The 18,532-nt window shown below is 53.1% G+C and carries 15 protein-coding genes; 8 read left to right on the forward strand and 7 right to left on the reverse strand.

The window, feature by feature from the left end:
* Position 1 precedes the first annotated feature (1 nt).
* The 4 genes from ACYVC2_RS26045 to ACYVC2_RS26060 form a co-directional block, all read right to left on the reverse strand.
* The gene (locus tag ACYVC2_RS26045) at positions 2-3,472 is read right to left on the reverse strand and encodes a SusC/RagA family TonB-linked outer membrane protein (RefSeq protein WP_461108112.1); all 3,471 of its coding nucleotides are present in this window, start codon (positions 3,470-3,472) and stop codon (positions 2-4) included.
* Between the two features lie 23 nt (positions 3,473-3,495).
* Positions 3,496-4,506, reverse strand: coding sequence for a FecR family protein (locus tag ACYVC2_RS26050; protein WP_461107455.1), 1,011 nt, complete (start codon positions 4,504-4,506; stop codon positions 3,496-3,498).
* On the reverse strand, positions 4,503-5,168 hold the full coding sequence (locus ACYVC2_RS26055) for an RNA polymerase sigma-70 factor (protein WP_461107457.1): 666 nt from the start codon (positions 5,166-5,168) through the stop codon (positions 4,503-4,505). The genes ACYVC2_RS26050 and ACYVC2_RS26055 overlap by 4 nt, the downstream gene beginning before the upstream one ends.
* A 301-nt stretch (positions 5,169-5,469) precedes the next feature.
* Positions 5,470-6,069 (reverse strand): DUF6134 family protein, encoded by a 600-nt coding sequence (locus ACYVC2_RS26060; protein WP_461107459.1) that lies wholly within the window; start codon positions 6,067-6,069, stop codon positions 5,470-5,472.
* A 484-nt stretch (positions 6,070-6,553) separates the two neighbouring features.
* On the opposite strand from ACYVC2_RS26060, the gene ACYVC2_RS26065 reads away from it, so the two are divergent.
* Entirely contained in the window at positions 6,554-9,775 is a 3,222-nt protein-coding gene (locus ACYVC2_RS26065; RefSeq protein ID WP_461107462.1) for a PAS domain-containing sensor histidine kinase, read from the forward strand.
* Between the two features lies 1 nt (position 9,776).
* On the opposite strand, the gene ACYVC2_RS26070 is transcribed toward ACYVC2_RS26065, so the two are convergent.
* On the reverse strand, positions 9,777-10,820 hold the full coding sequence (locus tag ACYVC2_RS26070; protein ID WP_461107464.1) for a sensor histidine kinase: 1,044 nt from the start codon (positions 10,818-10,820) through the stop codon (positions 9,777-9,779).
* Between the two features lie 383 nt (positions 10,821-11,203).
* Here ACYVC2_RS26070 and tsaE point away from each other — a divergent pair, with 383 nt between their 5' ends.
* The 4 genes from tsaE (at position 11,204) to tsaD (ending at position 13,958) form a co-directional block, all read left to right on the forward strand.
* Positions 11,204-11,695, forward strand: a complete 492-nt coding sequence (gene tsaE, locus ACYVC2_RS26075) for a tRNA (adenosine(37)-N6)-threonylcarbamoyltransferase complex ATPase subunit type 1 TsaE (RefSeq protein WP_461107466.1) — start codon at positions 11,204-11,206, stop codon at positions 11,693-11,695.
* 69 nt (positions 11,696-11,764) lie between these two features.
* Entirely contained in the window at positions 11,765-12,340 is a 576-nt protein-coding gene (tsaB, locus tag ACYVC2_RS26080; protein WP_461108114.1) for a tRNA (adenosine(37)-N6)-threonylcarbamoyltransferase complex dimerization subunit type 1 TsaB, read from the forward strand.
* A 36-nt stretch (positions 12,341-12,376) separates the two neighbouring features.
* On the forward strand, positions 12,377-12,973 hold the full coding sequence (locus ACYVC2_RS26085; RefSeq protein WP_461107468.1) for an L-threonylcarbamoyladenylate synthase: 597 nt from the start codon (positions 12,377-12,379) through the stop codon (positions 12,971-12,973).
* Positions 12,966-13,958: a tRNA (adenosine(37)-N6)-threonylcarbamoyltransferase complex transferase subunit TsaD gene (gene tsaD / locus ACYVC2_RS26090; protein WP_461107470.1), complete on the forward strand. Its 993-nt coding sequence runs from the start codon at positions 12,966-12,968 to the stop codon at positions 13,956-13,958. The genes ACYVC2_RS26085 and tsaD overlap by 8 nt, the downstream gene beginning before the upstream one ends.
* 86 nt (positions 13,959-14,044) lie before the next feature.
* Here tsaD and ACYVC2_RS26095 read toward each other — a convergent pair whose 3' ends face one another.
* Positions 14,045-14,341: a hypothetical protein gene (locus ACYVC2_RS26095; RefSeq protein ID WP_461107472.1), complete on the reverse strand. Its 297-nt coding sequence runs from the start codon at positions 14,339-14,341 to the stop codon at positions 14,045-14,047.
* Between the two features lie 548 nt (positions 14,342-14,889).
* Here ACYVC2_RS26095 and ACYVC2_RS26100 point away from each other — a divergent pair.
* Positions 14,890-15,315: a hypothetical protein gene (locus ACYVC2_RS26100; RefSeq protein ID WP_461107474.1), complete on the forward strand. Its 426-nt coding sequence runs from the start codon at positions 14,890-14,892 to the stop codon at positions 15,313-15,315.
* A 6-nt stretch (positions 15,316-15,321) separates the two neighbouring features.
* Here ACYVC2_RS26100 and ACYVC2_RS26105 read toward each other — a convergent pair whose 3' ends face one another.
* Complete coding sequence (locus ACYVC2_RS26105) at positions 15,322-15,465, reverse strand: hypothetical protein (protein WP_461107476.1); 144 nt, start codon at positions 15,463-15,465, stop codon at positions 15,322-15,324.
* Between the two features lie 151 nt (positions 15,466-15,616).
* On the opposite strand from ACYVC2_RS26105, the gene ACYVC2_RS26110 reads away from it, so the two are divergent.
* Together ACYVC2_RS26110 and ACYVC2_RS26115 are read left to right on the forward strand one after the other, a co-directional pair.
* Entirely contained in the window at positions 15,617-16,879 is a 1,263-nt protein-coding gene (locus ACYVC2_RS26110) for an MFS transporter (RefSeq protein WP_461107478.1), read from the forward strand.
* A gap of 141 nt (positions 16,880-17,020) precedes the next feature.
* Positions 17,021-18,514, forward strand: coding sequence for an L-fucose/L-arabinose isomerase family protein (locus tag ACYVC2_RS26115; RefSeq protein ID WP_461107480.1), 1,494 nt, complete (start codon positions 17,021-17,023; stop codon positions 18,512-18,514).
* Positions 18,515-18,532: the final 18 nt, after the last annotated feature.

Genomic DNA, 18,532 nt, shown 5'->3' on the forward strand with positions numbered 1-18,532 from the left:
GTTAAAAGCCAACGTTCAGGCCAAACAGAATGGTTTTGGCGGCCGGATAGCTCGCGTAGTCGAAGCCCTGGCTTCGGCTGTCCTGCCCAAACCGGTTGACTTCAGGATCGAAGCCCGAGTAGCTGGTGAAGGTCAGGTAGTTCTGCGCAGCCGCGTACACCCGCAGCGACTGAATCTTCAGGGTTCGGAGTACGGTCTGTGGCAGGTTGTAGGCCAGTTGCAGGTTCTTCAGCCGCAGGTATGACCCGTCCTCAATTTGCCGGGTAGAGATCCGGTTCGCCGGACGCGTGGTCGATGCCCGGGGAATGTCGGTGTTGGTGTGGGTCGGTGTCCAGCGGTCCAGCATGTCGCGGTCCTGGTTGGTCGTGGCGTTCAGGTATTCCAGCTCGAATCGATTGGCATTCAGGATACTGTTTCCGTAAACACCCTGAAAAAATACGGTTAGCTCCAGCCCTTTATACGAGAAGGTATTGTTGAGGCCACCTACCAGTTTCGGTTGCGCCCGCCCGATAATCGTCCGGTCGTTGTCATCGATCTTTTTGTCGCCGTTCAGGTCCGCGTATCGGCGGTCGCCGGGTTTCCGGGCCTGCGGATCGGCCAGCGCGGCCAGTTCGTCGGTGGTCTGGTACAGGCCGTTGGTAACGTAGCCATAGAACGAGCCCAGCGGTTCGCCTACCCGAATGATTCCCGACGTCAGGTTTTGCCCGATGTTAGCAACCTGTCCGGCGAAAATCTGCGGAGCCCCGCCAATATCGAGTACCCGGTTGCGGTTGGCCGACAGGTTCAGGTCCGTGCTCCATTTGAACGCTTTGTCGATGTTGCGCGAGGAAATACTTAACTCGACTCCTCTATTTTCAACTTTTCCCAGGTTTTTGATCGCGCTCGAATAGCCCGACGTGCTCGGAATCGTTACACTCAGCAGCAGGTCTTTCGTCCGCTTCAGATACACATCTGCAGTAACCGTAATGCGGTTGTTCAGCAAGCCGAGGTCTATACCAAAATCGGCCTGTGTGGTCGTTTCCCACGATAGATCCGGGTTGGCTACCTGAGCGGGCCCGATTCCGGTCGAGACGACATTCCCGAAGACATAGTTCTGCGTACCCAGTAATGAATAGGCCGGATAATTGCCGATCCCATCCTGGTTTCCCGTCGAACCGTAGGTGGCCCGCAGTTTCAGGTCGCTCAGCGCCCGGACATTTTTCAGAAATGGCTCTTCACTCACCCGCCAGGCTAAAGCAGCCGAGGGGAAATAGCCGTATCGCTTGTTGGCTCCAAAACGCGACGACCCATCTGTCCGGAACGAAGCCGTGATCAGATATTTGTCTTTATAGCCATAGTTGACCCGCGCCAGATACGACTGGAGCCCCCACGCGCCGACGCCCGACGATGGGACCAGCGGTACCGAAGCCGCTCCCAGATTTCCTGAACCCAGGTTGTCGTTGACGAAGTTGCGGGACGAAGCGGTGCTGTTTTCCGTTCGGTTTGCCTGTTGGGTATAACCCAGCAGCGCCGTTACGTTATGAATACTGGCGAACGTACGGGTGTAGGTCAGCAGGTTTTCGTTCAGCCAGGTAACCGACTGCCCGTTCGAAATAGAGCCCACTCCCCCCTGCGCCAGGCCACTGGACACCGAGCGGGGCAGGTACGAATCCTGCTTCTGCAAAACCGCGTCTATACCCATCAGCACCCGCAGGTTCAGTCCATCGATGATCTGCCAGTCGCCGAACACACTTCCGAATGTTCGAAAGGCGGTATTGCGGTTTTTGCTGTCGCGAGCCAGTGCCGCCGGATTGTCGGCCGTAAAGGGCAGGGCCGGACTGGTCAACAGGTACGTCCCGTCGGGGTTATAAACAGGCAGGATCGGCGGAAACTGAAGCGCTGCAATCGTGACCAGCCCTCCGCTTCCCAGGTCACCGTCGGTGCGCGACTGATTCGTTACCGTCCGGTTCACCGTCAGGCTATTCCCGATCTTAAGCCGGTTGGTTAGTTTGCGGTCCAGGTTTATCCGAAAAGAGTACCGGTCGAAATCGGAGTTGGTTACAATGCCACCCTGTTTAAAATAACCGCCCGCAATGGCATACTGGGTTTTATCGTCGCCCCCGCTGAGCGAGAGCTGGTAGTTCTGAATGGGCGCCTGCCGGAAAATCTCGTTCTGCCAGTCGGTGCCTTCGCCAAAAGCGTTTACCTGATCGGCCGTATACACCGGCGACCGGCCTTCGTTGGTATTCGCATCGTTGACAAACTGGGCGTACTCGCGCCCGTTCAGCACGGGGTATTTCCGCCGAACGTTCTGAATGCCGTAGTACGTATCGAAGTTGATCGTAGACCGGCCCGCTTTGCCCCGTTTGGTGGTGATGATGACCACGCCATTAGCCCCGCGTGACCCGTAGATGGCGGTCGAAGACGCATCTTTCAGCACCGAGATGGATTCGATGTCGCTGGGATTGAGGGTACTCAGGACATTGAAACTCGATCCACTCCCGGCCCCATCGTTCTTGAACGGAATACCGTCGATCACGTACAGCGGTTCGTTATCGCCCTGGATGGAGTTGCCGCCCCGAATGCGGATGGTCGTTGCGCTACCCGGCGCCCCCGAATTTTGCGTGATCTGTACCCCAGCGGCCCGCCCCTGCAGCGACTGATCGAGGGAGGTGACCGCTACTTTGCGAATTTCGTCGACCGGCACCGTCGATACGGCACCGGTCAGGTCACTTTTCCTGACCTGACCATACCCCACCACCACGACTTCATTCAGGGTTTTGTCGCTGACCGCCAGCGCCACATCTACGGATGTCCGGTTTCCAAGAGCCACTTCCTGCCGCTCGTACCCCACGAAACTGAAAACCAGTACTACATTTTGATTTGCGACAGCCAACTGGAAATTCCCCGTAGCATCGGTTGTGGTGCCCAGCGTCGTTCCTTTCACAACGACGCTCACACCCGGCAGCGCTTCCCCTTTTTCGCTATCGGTCACGCGCCCCCTGATGGGTATATCGGCCGTTTGGGCGTGGCCCAGTGGCCCAATCGGATTCACCCCATCGAGCGCTACCCGTTCCGGACTACTCAGGGAGGTTTCCTCGTTTATTTCCTCACCGTCGGTAGTGCGGGCACTGACCTTGTTTTTCCGCTCCGTAATCAGGTACGTACCGGCTTTCACTTTTTTGTAGCGTAGCCCGGCGGGCTTTAGTACGGCTTCCAGGTTTCGTTCGAGGGCGGCCGACAAGTCAAGGCGTTGCGAAACCGTAATACCGCTCACCACCCGGTCGGCAAACAGAATGTCTACGTTGTACTGACTTTTGAGTTCGATCAGTACGTCTTTCAGTTGCCGCACCGCCGTACCTGGCTGAGCACCACCAACCGGCTGGCGAACCTGCGTCAGTCGGTTCATCGCCAGTGTCTGTGCCATCCCCGGCGGTTCATGCACGAACCAGGCCACCACTAATAAAAAGGCCGAACGAAATACGTAAATCATTTTCTTCATCGCATAAGGGTTTATCAATTGTTGTCGCTTAAAATAACCTGATCGTCGTGGCGCACCACATTGATGCTCATGACCTCCGAAATAGCCTGGAGGAGTTCGTCGGCGGTTTTGGCGTGAAACGAGCCGGTAAGGGTTTGCTGAGCCAGTCCCTCACCATTGATCTGGACCTGAATACCGTAATTTTCGGTCAATAGCTGACCTACTTCCTGCAGCGTAGTCTTGTCGAAAACAAACCGATGCTGTTGCCAGGCAGCAAAGTCGCGGGGTTGAGCCGTTGTCGTTCGATTCAGGCGACCGCGATTATCGAGTGTCACCAGATCACCGGGTTTCAGCATCAACTGGCCGGTTTGCCGCGCCGAGGCCCGATAGCTGACCAGGACCTTTCCTTTGGCCAGGACTACTTTTGTCTGGCGGGGTCGTGTAAATACGGTAAACTCAGTTCCCAGCACCACGACATCGAGCCCTTTGATGGTGTGTACGACAAACCGCTGATCATCGGGCGTATGGGAAACCGTAAAGTTCGCTTCGCCGGTCAGGAGCACTTCCCGTTTTCGGTTGCTGAAGCCGAACCGGGGCACCCGAAGCGACGAATTGGCATTCAGCATGACCTTGCTACCGTCGGCCAGGTGCAGCAACCGGGTTTCGCCGTAGGTGGTCGTGACCGTACGGTATTGAATTAAATCGCGGCAAAGCCAGCCGATCAGGCCGATCAGCAACACCACCGAGGCCGCCTGGATTACCCGAAGCCAGTTCCGGAAGGTACTACGAGCCGGCGGATTTGGGGGAGCCACTGTAGGTTCGGCGGCTGGCTGTTCGTGGTGCAGAAAGGCCCGATACCGAGGTAGCGCATCGGTTGCGTCGACCATGTACTGAAGCTTCTGGCGCTCCCACTCATCGAGGTATCGATAGAAAATCTCCTCGTTGGCCGGATCACGCAACCAGTCGGCAATCAGCTGCCGTTGCAGACTGGTCACCCGTCCCGCGAAGTAATCGAACAGAAGTTCCTGACTGACGATCGGTTTCATACCAGTAGGGTTAAGAGTGTGGCAATAAACAGCGTCCACTTGGCCCGGAGCAGATCGCGCAGCTGATGGCTCGCTTTTCGAACCTGAACCTCAACGGTTTTGGGAGCCAGTTGCAGCTCACTGGCGATTTCGTCGTACTTTTTACCTTCGAAGCGGTGCATCAGGTAAATCCGGCGCCGTTGCACCGGCAACGACTGAATAGCCCGCTCGACATCCTGGTACAACTCTTCGTAATGCGTGATGGCATCGGGTTGCAGGGTTTCGGCGGCCGACTGGCTCTGCGCTTCGTCCAGGTCGGTCTCACGCTGAAGCGTATCCCGCAGGTAATTGAAGGCTCGATTCCGCACGGTTTTGTATAGATACGCCCGGTACGACGTGGTGATTGTCTGGAACGTTTGTTCGGCATAAAACCGACAGAATACATCGGCCACCAAATCTTCGGCAATCGCTTTGCTTCCCAGCATCCGAACGGCGTGGCTACACAGCGGCCCATAATACTGCCGAAACAGCAGCTCGCACCCCAGCCGCACATCCGTCTCGAACGTTCGCCGGATAAACAACTCGGAGTCGGTCACCAGCGGCCGGTCGGCCGGGTCGTCGACCGGCAAAAACGAAGCTGGGTCGGTCGTCGGAAGAACCCGCACAATACCCTTTTGCTGCATGTTACAGACGCTTAAAGATGAATTGCCAATCGGTAAATATGCTCGAATAAGGATAGACACGGTGAGGCCGTACAAACCCTTACGCGAGTTGCAATATTTTCAGAAAAATTTTCAATTGTTTTTTTGCCAGGCTTCTGGTCCGACAGCCATGGCCCCAGGCGCGGTTGAAGAAAGAAGCGACCCGTACTGGCTGTTCTACCACGGCCAGAAAAAGAGGGGCCAGCCCGGTTGCGCAACCATCGTTCGCCCAATGCGGCCCTGGGCCCGTAATAAAGTGCCGATGTGGAGTGCCGTCGCTGGCTTATCTGTCAGGACGCAGCCGGAAATAAAGGGTAAACAGGGCTTGCTCTACGACGACCTCCCGGCAAACGCCCTCTACGTAGTGGTACTGATTTTTATGGCCGTCGGGTAAGGTCAGCTCGTAGGTATGGGCACCCACAGGACGCAACGCGCAGAACTGTCCGTACCGCTCGGAAAAAAGCTCACGAACGCCCTGCGGCTCGCGGGCATACAGGCTGGCCGTGCTGTAGGTCACTCGTTTGTTGTGCAGTTGCGACTGACTGCCGTTGATCCGAATCTTGTACGAAGTTCCATCCCAGCGCACCAGTGCATCGGTGCGGGTTTTGCCGTTGAGCTGATCATGGAAGGAGGATTCGGTCAGGAGGTTATTCTGATACGTACTGGTAAAATGAGTGACCATCCGGCGTTCTCCCAGAAATTGTAGCCGCACGTCGGCATCTACGCGGTACTGCGTTCCGCTCGGTGTAGGTAAAGTAGCTACCTGCATCTGACCGATCGTACGGTCTTTGATCAAGACGTCGTATGTTAGAGCGGGCTGGGTCGGTTCGGCGCTCAACAGCAAGCCAAGTAAGCTGACCATGATCCATTTTCCTAGTAACATCGGCTGAATGCGTTAACAGTACGTCTGGGTTTATTTGAGAGGAAGACAATCCGTTGGCAACTTACCCCCACGGCGTAGCCAATAAATGTACTGAGATGGGGGCTTGGATCAAAGCTATCGAAAGGACGCGAACGTTTTTTTAATTAAGCGGCTCATCGACATATCGTTGTCTACTGACTTAAAATTGGTCGCCAACGGCCCAATTACCAGGGTCTACCCGCTGAATTGAGAAAATTTTGCGATCAATCCGCCAGGAAGGCTTCCGAAAACATAACGCTTCTTCCCTCGCAATTGTCTATGGATGTAACGTGATTCTGACCGAATAGGTGTATTTGCCACGATAAGTCATTGCAGGACAGCCGAGCCGCCCTCCTTATTCAACCATAAATCCCCGATGCGTTGATATTCCGGCCGGGGAGCCAAACAGAGCGCTTACTTTGCAGTTTATTTGCTAAACCAACGACTAAATGCCGGATTACTCAACATGCCGTCGAATGAAGATAAGTCGCTTATTGAACGTTTAGACGTACCTTTTGCCTTAAAAGCCGCTCAACTCGGCGTCTGGGAACTGGATACACTCACCCGGCTGATCCGCTGGGATGAACGATGTCAGGCGTTGTTCGGGTTGACAAATGCGACTCCAGTACCGTATGAACAGCTAAAAACCCATATTCACCCGGACGATATTCCCTCCTTTGAGCAGACAATCAGCCGGGCGATCAGTACTCGATCGGGCGATTTTTTCGAAGCTACGTACCGGACCGTCGGCCCTGACCAGGAAGTTTTGTATACCGTTCGATTCTCCGGGCAACAGTACGTCGACGCCGGCGGGCAGGTTTATCGCCTTGCCGGTATTGTTCAGGATATCACCCCGGATGCAGCCGCCCGGCAAAAACGCCAGGAAACAGCGGAGCTGCTGCAATCGCTCTTCGACAGTTCAGCCGACGGCATCAGCGTCCTGAAAAGCGTCCGCGACGAGCAGGGCGAGATTATCGATTTTGAGTATCGACTGGTTAATCGGGTGACTGAGCAGACCAATAACCGCACCGACCTGGTGGGCCAGCGGTATTCAGTTGCGCATTCGGGCTTTAAGCAGGTCGGTTTGTTCGAGCGCTTAAAAGAGGTTGTAGAAACAGGCCAGATCCGTCAGATGGAGTTTCTCTACACGGGCGAAGGGTTACAAAACTGGTATACCACCCGAGCGGTTAAAGTCGACGATGGGGTCGTACTGTCGTTTCAGGATGTCACACATGAGGTACAGGCCCGGCAGCAGATTGCGGCCAGCGAACAACGTTTCCGAAGCCTGATCGAAGAAGCACCGGTGGCTACTGCGCTGCTGGTAGGTCCGGAGATGATTATTGGGCTGGCCAACGATGTTATGCTGAGTTATTGGGGCAAAGACAAGTCGGTCATTGGAAAGCCCCACGCCGAAGCCATACCGGAGTTAGCCGGACAACCCTTCGAGCAATTGTTAGTCGACGTATTCAGAACGGGCCTACCCTACTCAGCTACCGCCAGCCCCGTTGTTCTGACCATCAACGGGGTATTGGGCACGTATTATTTCGATTTCACTTATAAACCCCTGCGGAATCAGGCCGGTGAAATCGACGCCATTTTAGCCATGGCAACCGAGGTAACCGAGCAGGTCATCGCCCAAAAAAGTCTGAAAGAGAGCAAAGACCAACTGGCGTTTGCGATCGAAGCGACCGAACTGGGCCTTTGGGACCTGAATCCGGCCACGAATCGATTTACCGGCAATACCCGTCTGAAAGAATGGTTTGGCGTACCGCCCGAAGACGAAATCGATCTGGCATTGGCCACGAGTGTCATCGTCGAAAAAGACCGGCAGCGGGTAACGAATGAAATTGCGACTGCCCTGCACCATTCGTCGGGTGGCCGATATGACACGGAATATACCATCGTTCATCCGCTGACCGGCCAGGAACGGATCGTCAGGGCTAAGGGACGAGCCTGGTTTACGGATGACCAGGTAGCTTACCGGTTCAATGGTACGCTGCAGGATATTACCGAATCGCGGAAAAGCGAACAGCGGCTCCGCAGTTTTGTTCAAAGCGCCCCCTTCCCCATCGGCGTGTATATCGGCCGCGAAATGCGCATCATGCTGGCCAACCAGTCGATTATGGATGTGTGGGGCAAAGGAAACGATGTTATTGGCAAACGCTATTCAGAGATACTGCCCGAACTGGCCAATCAGAATATTTATGCTCAGCTCGACGACGTCTACACGACCGGAACGGCGTTCCACGCCAAATACCAGCGCGTCGATATTGTAGTCGATGGTAAACTGCAGCCTTATTATTTCAACTATAGCTTTACGCCCCTTTTCGATGCCGATGGGCAAATATACGGGGTGATGAATACGGCCGCCGAAGTAACGGATGTGGTCGTAGCGAAACAGCAGATCGAAGACGCCGAAGCGGCCATGCGGGGCGCCGTCGAGCTGGCCGAACTAGCCATCTGGAGCATGGATGTTCAGACGGGTGTGTTCAGCTATTCGCCCCGGTTTATGGACTGGCTTGGCTTTTCGGCTTCTACCAAACGTACGGATGAGGCCTATAGTCCGGTGCCCGACGAGTACCGACAGTCGGTTGCCGACGCCATTGCGGCTGCCATACAACCGGGTTCATCGGGTCTTTACGAGAACGAACATCCGATTATCAATCGACTGACGGGGCAGGTACGCATCATCCATGCACAGGCCCAGGTCACGTACGATGCCAGCGGCAATCCGCTTACGCTGCGTGGTACTGCACAGGACGTTACCCAGCAACGGCAACTTCAGCTGAGTCTGGAACAGCAGGTACAGGAGCGCACCGAAGAGCTGGAAGTGACGAACGAAGAACTGGCTGCCACAAATGAAGAACTGGCCGCCACGAATGAAGAGCTGGCCGCTACGAATGAAGAATTGATGGCGGCCAACGAGGAACTGGCCGAAGCCAATCAGTTGCTCATCCGTTCCAACGATAACTTACAGCGCTTCGCCTACGTAGCGAGCCATGATTTGCAGGAACCGCTCCGGAAGGTACAGCAGTTCGGCGATCTGCTGAAGAACCGGTATGGCGGTCAGCTCGGCGATGGCATCGGTTATCTGGAGCGAATGCAAACGGCGGCCAGCCGCATGTCGTCGCTGATTCGTGATTTGTTGAGCTTTTCCCGTATCTCTACCCAGCGCGACACCAGTGAGTCGGTCGATCTGGCGAGCATCGTCAATGAAGCACTTACAGATCTGGAGTTGATCATCCAGGAAACCGGGGCCGTAGTAACCGTCGGACCGCTACCGACGGTGCAGGGCGACCCTTCCCAGTTAGGTCAGCTCTTCCAGAACCTGATCAGCAATGCACTGAAATTCCGGCGGCCGGACGTCAGTCCTCGCATCGACATCGAGTCGCACCCGGTCGCTTCGGTCGATTTACCCCCTTTGGTCAAGCCTGCCCGGGCCGCCAGGTTTTTCCATTGCATCAGCATTACCGACAATGGCATCGGCTTCGAAGAGAAATACCTGGACCGTATTTTTCAGGTTTTCCAGCGGCTGCACGGCAAGAACGTATTCGAAGGAACCGGTATCGGCCTGGCCATCTGCGAGAAAGTAGCCACGAATCACAACGGAGCCATTACGGCCAGCAGCAAGCCGGGCGAAGGCGCCACGTTTCAGGTGTACCTACCTGTGGCAGGGTCGGCAAACTAGCTTAGGCAGGCAGGATTTCGGCAGAAGGCATCAGAAGGGGCATACCTACCAGAAATTTCTCGTCGTCGTGATAAACTATCACAGACGGATGTTCGAGCAGTTTGTACTTCATCATTATGTTCTGCAGGCCAACGTGGTTAGATTGAACGGCTATTTTCTTCCGCTGCAGGTTGTTTTCGACGTACAGATTACCATCCTGGGTATAAAGCCGGATCGTCAACGGCCGGTTAGCCAGTATGATGTTGTGTTTGATGGCATTTTCGAATAAAATCTGGAGTGTCAGGGGTGGAATCAGGTAGTTTAGATACCGGCTTTCGATCTGATTTTCCAGAAAAATACCGTCGCCGTACCGGGTTTTGAGCAGATGAAAATACGCTTTGATAAAATTCATCTCTTCCGACAGTGGGCAGAGGTCCTGGCTGTTCTGACGCAAAAGATAGCGGTATACCGACGACAGTTCGTCGAGAAATCGTTCAGCCTGCCCGGCGTCGCTGGTAATCAGCGACGACAGCGAATTCAGGTTATTGAACAGAAAATGAGGATTGATCTGCGTTTTCAGCGAATCGAGCTGACTCTGCAGATTGACTTTTTTAAGCTCTTCGGTTTCGGTATAAGCCACTTTCCAGCGCTGATACAAATAAACCCCTTCGTAAAAAGCCGCAATTTGAACCGTACCGACAACCGAAACCAGGGTATTGAAAAAATAAGGCCGGAACTCTAATGAATCGGCCCCGTGCCAGAGACCGATAAATACGTAGAAAAATGTCTGGGTAATGCGAATCACGCTCGCAAAGACGACAAACCACGCCAGTTGATACAGAATTCGCGGCAGCGTCTGCGCCAGCTCAGGATAACGCCGGCGAGACAGAATGATTCCCCATCGGTTGGCTTCCCAAACCGCCACGCTACCCAGAATAAAGAAAAACGGAATTCGCCAGTCGTCGGGATATGGAATGTTGGTATATCCATACATCATCCATTGTCCCGTCAGTGATAGTAGCGGCACGCCAACGATGCGCATCCATTTATCGTTCAACGTCTGCATAGGCTCTAGCTAACCAAGCTTTCAAATTAGGTCCTTACGCCCATATTCGTTCAAAGGTCCGACAGGTCCTTTTCTCACCGACTCCGCAAATCGCTACTGTCTTGACCGGTACCGGATCAGAGGCTGAAGAAACGAATCCGGTAAAAGTGCTACCTTTGAATGTTTCGAAACGGATTTAAGTTAACGAAAAGAAGAGAATTTAGTCTAATCCACTTAACGAACGGTCAACGCGCTAACTCGGGCGTCCCTTTTCGTGTTCCTGCCAGACAACGTCCGGGCCGGATTGCCGGAAAAGCGAAGCGGGCACATCGCCCAGGTAGGGCGGGGCGGAACTCGTGAACGGGCTTTGTCAGATTAGTTAAATCCTACATACACGTTATACCATGTATCAGGTTCAGTTCATCGCACCGGATGTGCAGTCGACCAATCAGATCGCGGAAACATTGTCCAGGGTTCTCGAGTTCGGCGATGTCATCCTCTTACAAGGCGAACTTGGCGCCGGAAAAACGCATTTTGTCAAAGCCTGTCTGCAGGCGCTCCACTACGGCCACGGCGTAGCCAGTCCTACTTTCACCATTGCCAATTTTTACGACATCTCCGACGGCTTCGTTATTCATGCCGACCTCTACCGGGTTAAAACGGTCGCGGAATTTACGGAACTGGGGCTCGAAGATTTTTTCGACCGATCGATTACGTTTATCGAGTGGGGCGATAAATTCGCCGATTATTTCGATGATTGTCTGACGATCGGTTTCGATTACCTGGATGGCAATTTAAACGCCCGAAAAATTTCCTTTTCGGCAGCCAGTACCTCCTGGGTTTCCCGCTTACATAAAATCCAGGCCATTTTTCAGCAATCCGATTTATCTGTTTAGCCGTTTATGATTTTAGGCATTTCCAGTTCTCAGTCTACCCTCGGCATTGCGATCGGTGACGAGAACACGCTGTTGTATTTTACTGAATACGCGATTTCTCCCGACGGTAAAAATGAAATTGGGGCCTGTGTATCCCAGGCCCTGACCGATGCCCATCTGGATGTCCACTCGATAACGGGTATTGTGGTCGATATTGGTCCGGGCGGCACAAGCTCCGTACGGACGGGGGTCGCTTTTGCCAACGGGTTAGCTTATAGCCTGCATGTACCGATCCTGCCGGTGTCGGCATTTGAGATGATCGGCATCGAGGCATACGAGCAGTTCAGGCGACCGGTGGTGACGGTCATTCCGTCTATCAAGGGTAATGTTTACCTCGGAATTTACGATGGCCAATCCGTAACGACGCATTATGGCCCGATTGCCGATCTGGCGGCCCTGATCGACAATGAATTTACGAGCATTGCCATTGCAGGCTATGAAAAAGCGCGGGTAGCGCTGGCCAGCCAGCTACAGACGTGCCAATTTTCGGACGCCGGTATTCAGAAAGTCAATGCGAAACGGATGCTCAGCCTTTTCCACTCATTGACGAACCGGCTGCAAACTTATCCTAACCTCCCAATTCCGATTACCGAATCGACGCTGTAAAGCTGGCGATCCCAACCTGAAATAAGCTCTGAATTTATGGAAGACAGCGAATTAATCGAACGAATCCGATCCGGCGAAGTGGCGCTTCTGCCGACCGATACGGTGTACGGCCTGGCAGCCTCGCCAACGCATCCGGAAGCCATCGATAAGATTTTTTACATAAAATCACGCCCCAAAAATGTCAATCTGCCTATCATGGTGGCTTCCGAGGCCGACATTCTCGAACTGGGTTTAGAAGTCGGCGAAAACGCCGGGAAATTATTGCATTCGCCGTTTATGCCGGGGGCCTTAACACTGGTTTTAGGATTTACGGACGCCCCCCGAAAAGCCTGGCTGGAAGGCCGCGAGGAAGTAGCGGTCCGGATTCCGTCGGATGAATGGCTGCTGTCTATTCTGCGGCAAACCGGTCCGCTGCTGGTGACCAGTGCCAACACGCATGGCAGTAAGGCTAATATGGGCAATGTCAAAGAAATTTTAAAGGAAATCAGTGCCTTGCCCGATATCGTGATCGACCGGGGTATTTTATCCAATACATCATCCACGATTGTCAACTGCCGCCACAACCAGTTGCTTCTTGAACGGGAAGGACCGATTAGTTTTCAACAAATTCAAACCTGGCTGAACCATGACTAATTATGTGCTGGGCATCGAGACCTCCTGCGACGATACCTCTGCGGCCGTAGTTGACCGGGAAGGCAATGTCCGTTCGTCGATTATTATTTCTCAGAACGAGATTCACAATCGGTTCGGGGGGGTTTACCCCGAATTTGCCTCACGGGCGCACATTTTCAACATAATTCCTACGGTCGAAGAAGCCCTGGCCAAGGCCAACGTCGGGCTGGACGACATCGAAGCCATTGGGGTTACCCGCGGGCCAGGGCTGGTCGGTTCATTGCTCGTCGGCCTGAACACAGCGTCGGCTTTAGGGGTGGGCTGGTCGAAACCTGTATACGGCGTCAACCACCTGCGCGGGCACCTGCGGAGTGTCGAACTGGAGAAACAGCCCGTCGACTATCCGGCGATCATCCTGTTGGTTTCGGGTGGTCATACGTTTTTGGCTTACATGCAAAATCGGAACGATATCCGGCTGCTGGGTACAACGCGCGACGACTCGGTTGGTGAGACCTACGACAAAGTAGGCCGAATGCTGGGGCTGGATTTTCCAGCCGGTCCTCTGGTCGATCGAATGGCCAAAACGGGCCATCCGACCATTAAATTTCCCAGGCCCTTGATCGACGAAGAGTTGGATTTTTCGTTTTCGGGTTTAAAATCGGCCGTGTTTCGGTATATCCAGTCCGGAGAACCCATTGTGGCCGAAGACGTAGCGGCATCGTTCGTGAAGACCATCATGGATGTACTGATGACCAAGTGCGACCGGGCCATTCAGCATAATCCCTGTGCCTCACTGGTTATTGTCGGAGGAGTTGCGGCCAGTCCACAATTGCGGGAAGAAGCCCGGAAGCTATGCGACCAGCACGGTATAAACCTGTGCTTACCTCCCCTAAAGTGGTCGACAGACAACGCAGCCATGATTGCCCTGGCCACCTGGGACTATATTGAGAATGGCATTCAGCTACCTCCTATTCCGCAGATGCGACTACCCATTTCGGAATACTGATCGCTAAACAACTAAAAACGAGTCGTCCGACGCAAGCGAATTTACTCATGCGTTGGACGACTCGTTGCGTTTCCTGTAAATTACGTCTATGCTGTCGTTCGTTCAATAATCATCCAGTGAGTGCCCGCAGCAATAGGCTCAATCACCCATTCCAGATGGTTGTTGATTTCCCAGTCGATAATCCCCCCGTATCGCTCCATATCGTATCGTTGGCAGTGAATACAAAATGACTTTTCGTGTTCGCTATACAGGCCGGCAACAACACCGATGTTTGCTACCATTATGATCATTTCTAAATCAGTTAATATTAAATCGGGGGGTGGAAGTTTACTTGTAGGATACCAGGTATAATAAGAAAATCCTTTGTAGTTACTGAGGCTCATTTTCGTATATAGTGGGCTGTATTTCAAGCTTCTATAATACAAAAAACCTTATATCCAGCTTCTTTTGTCACCTGGATATATAACCAAAATGTATTATTCGGTCATCTATATACGTCGACAATTATGTACATAGACACATAATTATTAACGTACATACACATGGCCAGCAGCCTTTTCAAGAAGCTCTTATCAATCCCTATTGTTGACCGAAATGAATTGATCAGTGGCAATGGCATAATGCCTGTGCATCGGTCCTGCGCTGTCAACCCTGAAGCCTAACTGGCTCAGCTACTAGCGCTCTGAACCGATCTTTTTACGACTAAAGGTAAAGTCCGGTCAGAAAATGGCTTAAATCCAACCCAATTAGCCGTAGGCTAATTGAAATCAAGTAAAAAACAAGGGTTTACGCGTTCTAACGTTGTAAAGGCAAGTCGATGGCATTAAAGTGAACGTATAAAACGGGAAGCAACCGTATCATAGAGATACACCACCTCAGCTTGTTGTCGGTATAGGCGTTGCTCCCATCGAATTGCAGGACCCAGATAGGTATGCTGAAGCCGGTAGACCCGCAGGAGTTATTCATAGGAGCGGTGGTCCAACAGATGGATATCGATACGTTCACAGCTGTTATTACTGGACTCCACGAGACGACCGTCGACGTTGTCGATATATACGGCTGGAATGAGTGTCCGGTAAGGCCGCTGAAAAGTATCACCCCCAAACCTCTGGATTATTACCTACTCCGACGGTTTGGGTTTGCCGAGGCCCTGTTGCAGAAAAACTGCTTCCAATATGCAACCCCCTACGAAATTATTACTCTGCTCAGGCACGATACAGGCTGGGAGTTACTGGATGGGACGACGCCAATCTCCATCACCTATGCCCACCAACTACAGCACGAAGTAAAGCAGTTGTTCGGTGCCGAACTCGTCATTACCCCCCGCAAAGATGGGCCCGACGATGACTATTACTAAGTCGGCTCATTGTTCTTCATGCATCGTCGAACAAAGCAGATTAGCCTCGTTTTCGGTTTCGTCCAGAACCGTGCCCCGGTTAATAGGGGCGTCGTTATAAACAGTAGTACTTCTCAAAAACACCTGCTGCTCGATCCACTCCTTGCTCATGATGCCCGTTACCTGAGTCGACTTTAGCCAGGAAGTGTATGGGTACAGTCTGAAATTATTTCTATTCCTTTAAAAAAATATACCATATCGCTTGATTTTCAGCAAATCCGACTTATATCTTTGCAGACACTAACTTAGTGCGTTAAGTACCATGCAAACGAACGTTCGGTGGCTCATTGTTTTCCTGCTTTTTATCGCTACAGGACTCAGTTTCCTGGATCGACAGGTATTGTCCATTGCCATCATTAAAATTCAGGAGGAGTTCGGCATTACTGACGTTCAATACGGGATGATCAATACCAGCTTTCTGATCAGTTATGCCATCATGTTTACCCTGGGCGGCTGGCTGATCGATCGGTTGGGTGGGAAAATCGGGTTAGCTATTTCGGTAGGAGTATGGTCGGTGGCCAATAGTCTGCATGCCCTCATGACCACGTTTCCACAGTTGCTGGCCTTTCGGTTCGTGCTGGGCATAGGAGAAGGAGGCTGTTTTCCCGGAGCTGCCTGGACGGTTTATCGCTGGTTCGATCAGAAAGAACGGGCACTGGCGAATGGCATTGCCATTGGTGGCTCGGCGATCGGTGCTGTTGCAGCGCCCCCCCTAACCATTTGGCTATCGGCCAATTACGGCTGGCGCGGGGGATTCCTAATTCCCGGTCTCGTCGGGATCGGCTGGGTGATGATCTGGCTATTCATTCCCTGGCAGAAACAGCGTCGTATTAGCGACCAACCCAGCGAACCCGTGGCGACGGGAACCGTTTCTTTTCCCAGCTTACTGAAGCAACGGCCAACCTGGGTGTTCATTCTCATTCGATTTCTGCTCGATCCGGTCTTTTATTTCATGATGTTCTGGATTCCCAAATACCTCAGCTCGGTTCGTCATGTTTCGTTCGAGCAGATTGGGAAACTGTTCTGGATTCCGTTTCTGGCGTTAGGGATTGCCAACGTAGTGGGAGGCTGGTTTTCGGGTCAACTGATTGCTCGCCGGCTCTCGATTGATCGGGCACGAAAAACGGTCATGGGTCTTGCTGCGGTGCTCACGCTGGCAGCACCCGCTATCGAATGGGTATCATCGGTCGAAACAGCGATCACGCTCATGGCAGTATTTATGTTCGCGCACGGGTTCTGGATCACCAACTACATCACTGCCATCTCAGACATGTTTGGCCAGAAAGCCACCTCAACAGTCGTCGGTCTGTCAGGAACGGCTGGTGCTGTATCCGGCCTGTTGCTCAATCCGTTAATAGGCGTCGTTATTCAGCAGTACACCTATCGCCCGCTCTGGATTGCCTCCGGGCTACTCTACCCGCTGGCCTTCGTGCTGTTACTCCGGCTGATTCCCAGGATCGAACCGCTCAATTTTGGTGGATCGGAGGCCGAACGGGCAGCAGATGTAACGACATCGGTTCCGTAAAATTATTTGAACAGCTTGCTCTACGGACTGAAAGCCGACGCGAGCAAGGCTTAAACCCTAAACACTCGTTACGAAAAATCAATAGTGATCTTTTGAACTTAGTGCACTAAGTAAGAACAGAAAAAGATAGAAGTAAACTATATGAATGATCATTCCCCGAACAGTATCGCTTCCCATCGAACAGAGATGGTGAAACGAAAAAAGACCCGCCCGCGCATTGGCTTATTCGGCGTAGGGTATTTCAAATACTGGAGCCAGTTCGACGGGCTGTTAGACGATATGCTGAAGAAGCAGTCCACTCTGATCCAGAAAATCGAAGCGCTCGATCAGGCCGAAATCGTCGACTTTGGTCTGGTCGATGACGTGACCAAGGCCTACGAACTGGTGCCAAAACTGAACGCAGCGAATCTGGATCTGATTTTCTGCGACATGCTCACGTATGCCACTTCCAGCACTTTCGGAATCATTATCAAAAGCATCGACGTCCCGATTGTACTGGTCGCGCTCCAGCCCGACCAGGCTATGGATTACAGCCGGGCTTCTACGTACCTGCAATTGTACAATGACGACATCTGCTCGCTGCCCGAATTTGCGGGGGTTGCGGTCCGGATGGGCAAGAAAGTTCCCCAAATCATTATCGGCACGCTACACGACGATCCGGCTGCCGAGGCTGAACTCGAAGAATATTGCCGGATTGCGGCTGTGCTGCACGACCTGAAAACAGCACGCATCGGGCACATTGGTCATCCAATCGAGGCTATGCTGGACATGCATTCGGATTCGACCATGCTGACAGCACATTTTGGTGTGCATATTGTTCAGTGCGAGGCACATGAAATCGTTTCGCAATACCAGCGGGCAACCGCCGACGAAATCGATGCGGTCCGGGACCGGATCCTGGATTTCTTCGCTACCCCGGATCCGGTTTCAGACCCAATCTCCGAAAAACTCCGGGACACTGATCTGCACACGGCGGCTCAGGCGGCCGTAGCACTGGAAAAATTCATTAAATCCAAAAACCTGGATGGGCTGGCGTATTATTACGACGGCCCGGACGGCAGCGATACCCGGGTGGTTATGTCGAACCTGATCGTGGGCAATTCTCTGCTTCAGGGCGCCGGCTTTCCGATGTGTGGCGAATCGGACCTGAAAACCTGCATTGCCATGCTCATCATGGAGCGGCTCGGCATCGGCGGCAGTTTTGCCGAGTTTCACCCCGTCGACTTCAAGGAAGATTTTGTGCTGGTCGGCCACGATGGGCCCCACAACATCACCATTGCCGAAGGCCAGCCGGTACTGCGGAGCCTGAAAAAGTACCACGGCAAACCTGGCTTTGGCGCCGGTGTCGAGTTTAAAATTAAGGAAGGGCCGATTACCATGCTGAGTATCAGCTCGACTTACGAGGGCCGGATAAAGTTCGTCATTGCGGAAGGGGAATCGATTGCGGGGCCTATCCCACCGACCGGAAATACCAATACGCGCGGGTTTTTCAAACCCGATGTACGCACGTTTCTCAAGCGCTGGATTCAGGAAGGCCCAACACACCACTTTGCGCTGGGCGTTGGGCACCATGCCGAAGCCATCCGGAAAATTGCCGACTACCTGAAAGTCGACTCGGTTATTATTCCGACCTGAAGTGCGCTTCAATAGTTC

The sequence above is a fragment of the Spirosoma koreense genome, assembly GCF_054777875.1.

Excerpts from the sequence above, each read along its gene's own strand:
- ACYVC2_RS26045 (WP_461108112.1), bottom strand. The coding sequence starts at position 3,472 with ATGATTTACGTATTTCGTTCGGCCTTTTTATTAGTGGTGGCCTGGTTC.
- ACYVC2_RS26050 (WP_461107455.1), bottom strand. The coding sequence starts at position 4,506 with ATGAAACCGATCGTCAGTCAGGAACTTCTGTTCGATTACTTCGCGGGA.
- ACYVC2_RS26055 (WP_461107457.1), bottom strand. The coding sequence starts at position 5,168 with ATGCAGCAAAAGGGTATTGTGCGGGTTCTTCCGACGACCGACCCAGCT.
- ACYVC2_RS26060 (WP_461107459.1), bottom strand. The coding sequence starts at position 6,069 with ATGTTACTAGGAAAATGGATCATGGTCAGCTTACTTGGCTTGCTGTTG.
- ACYVC2_RS26065 (WP_461107462.1), top strand. The coding sequence starts at position 6,554 with ATGCCGTCGAATGAAGATAAGTCGCTTATTGAACGTTTAGACGTACCT.
- ACYVC2_RS26070 (WP_461107464.1), bottom strand. The coding sequence starts at position 10,820 with ATGCAGACGTTGAACGATAAATGGATGCGCATCGTTGGCGTGCCGCTA.
- tsaE (WP_461107466.1), top strand. The coding sequence starts at position 11,204 with ATGTATCAGGTTCAGTTCATCGCACCGGATGTGCAGTCGACCAATCAG.
- ACYVC2_RS26085 (WP_461107468.1), top strand. The coding sequence starts at position 12,377 with ATGGAAGACAGCGAATTAATCGAACGAATCCGATCCGGCGAAGTGGCG.
- tsaD (WP_461107470.1), top strand. The coding sequence starts at position 12,966 with ATGACTAATTATGTGCTGGGCATCGAGACCTCCTGCGACGATACCTCT.
- ACYVC2_RS26095 (WP_461107472.1), bottom strand. The coding sequence starts at position 14,341 with ATGAGCCTCAGTAACTACAAAGGATTTTCTTATTATACCTGGTATCCT.
- ACYVC2_RS26100 (WP_461107474.1), top strand. The coding sequence starts at position 14,890 with ATGCTGAAGCCGGTAGACCCGCAGGAGTTATTCATAGGAGCGGTGGTC.
- ACYVC2_RS26105 (WP_461107476.1), bottom strand. The coding sequence starts at position 15,465 with ATGAGCAAGGAGTGGATCGAGCAGCAGGTGTTTTTGAGAAGTACTACT.
- ACYVC2_RS26110 (WP_461107478.1), top strand. The coding sequence starts at position 15,617 with ATGCAAACGAACGTTCGGTGGCTCATTGTTTTCCTGCTTTTTATCGCT.
- ACYVC2_RS26115 (WP_461107480.1), top strand. The coding sequence starts at position 17,021 with ATGAATGATCATTCCCCGAACAGTATCGCTTCCCATCGAACAGAGATG.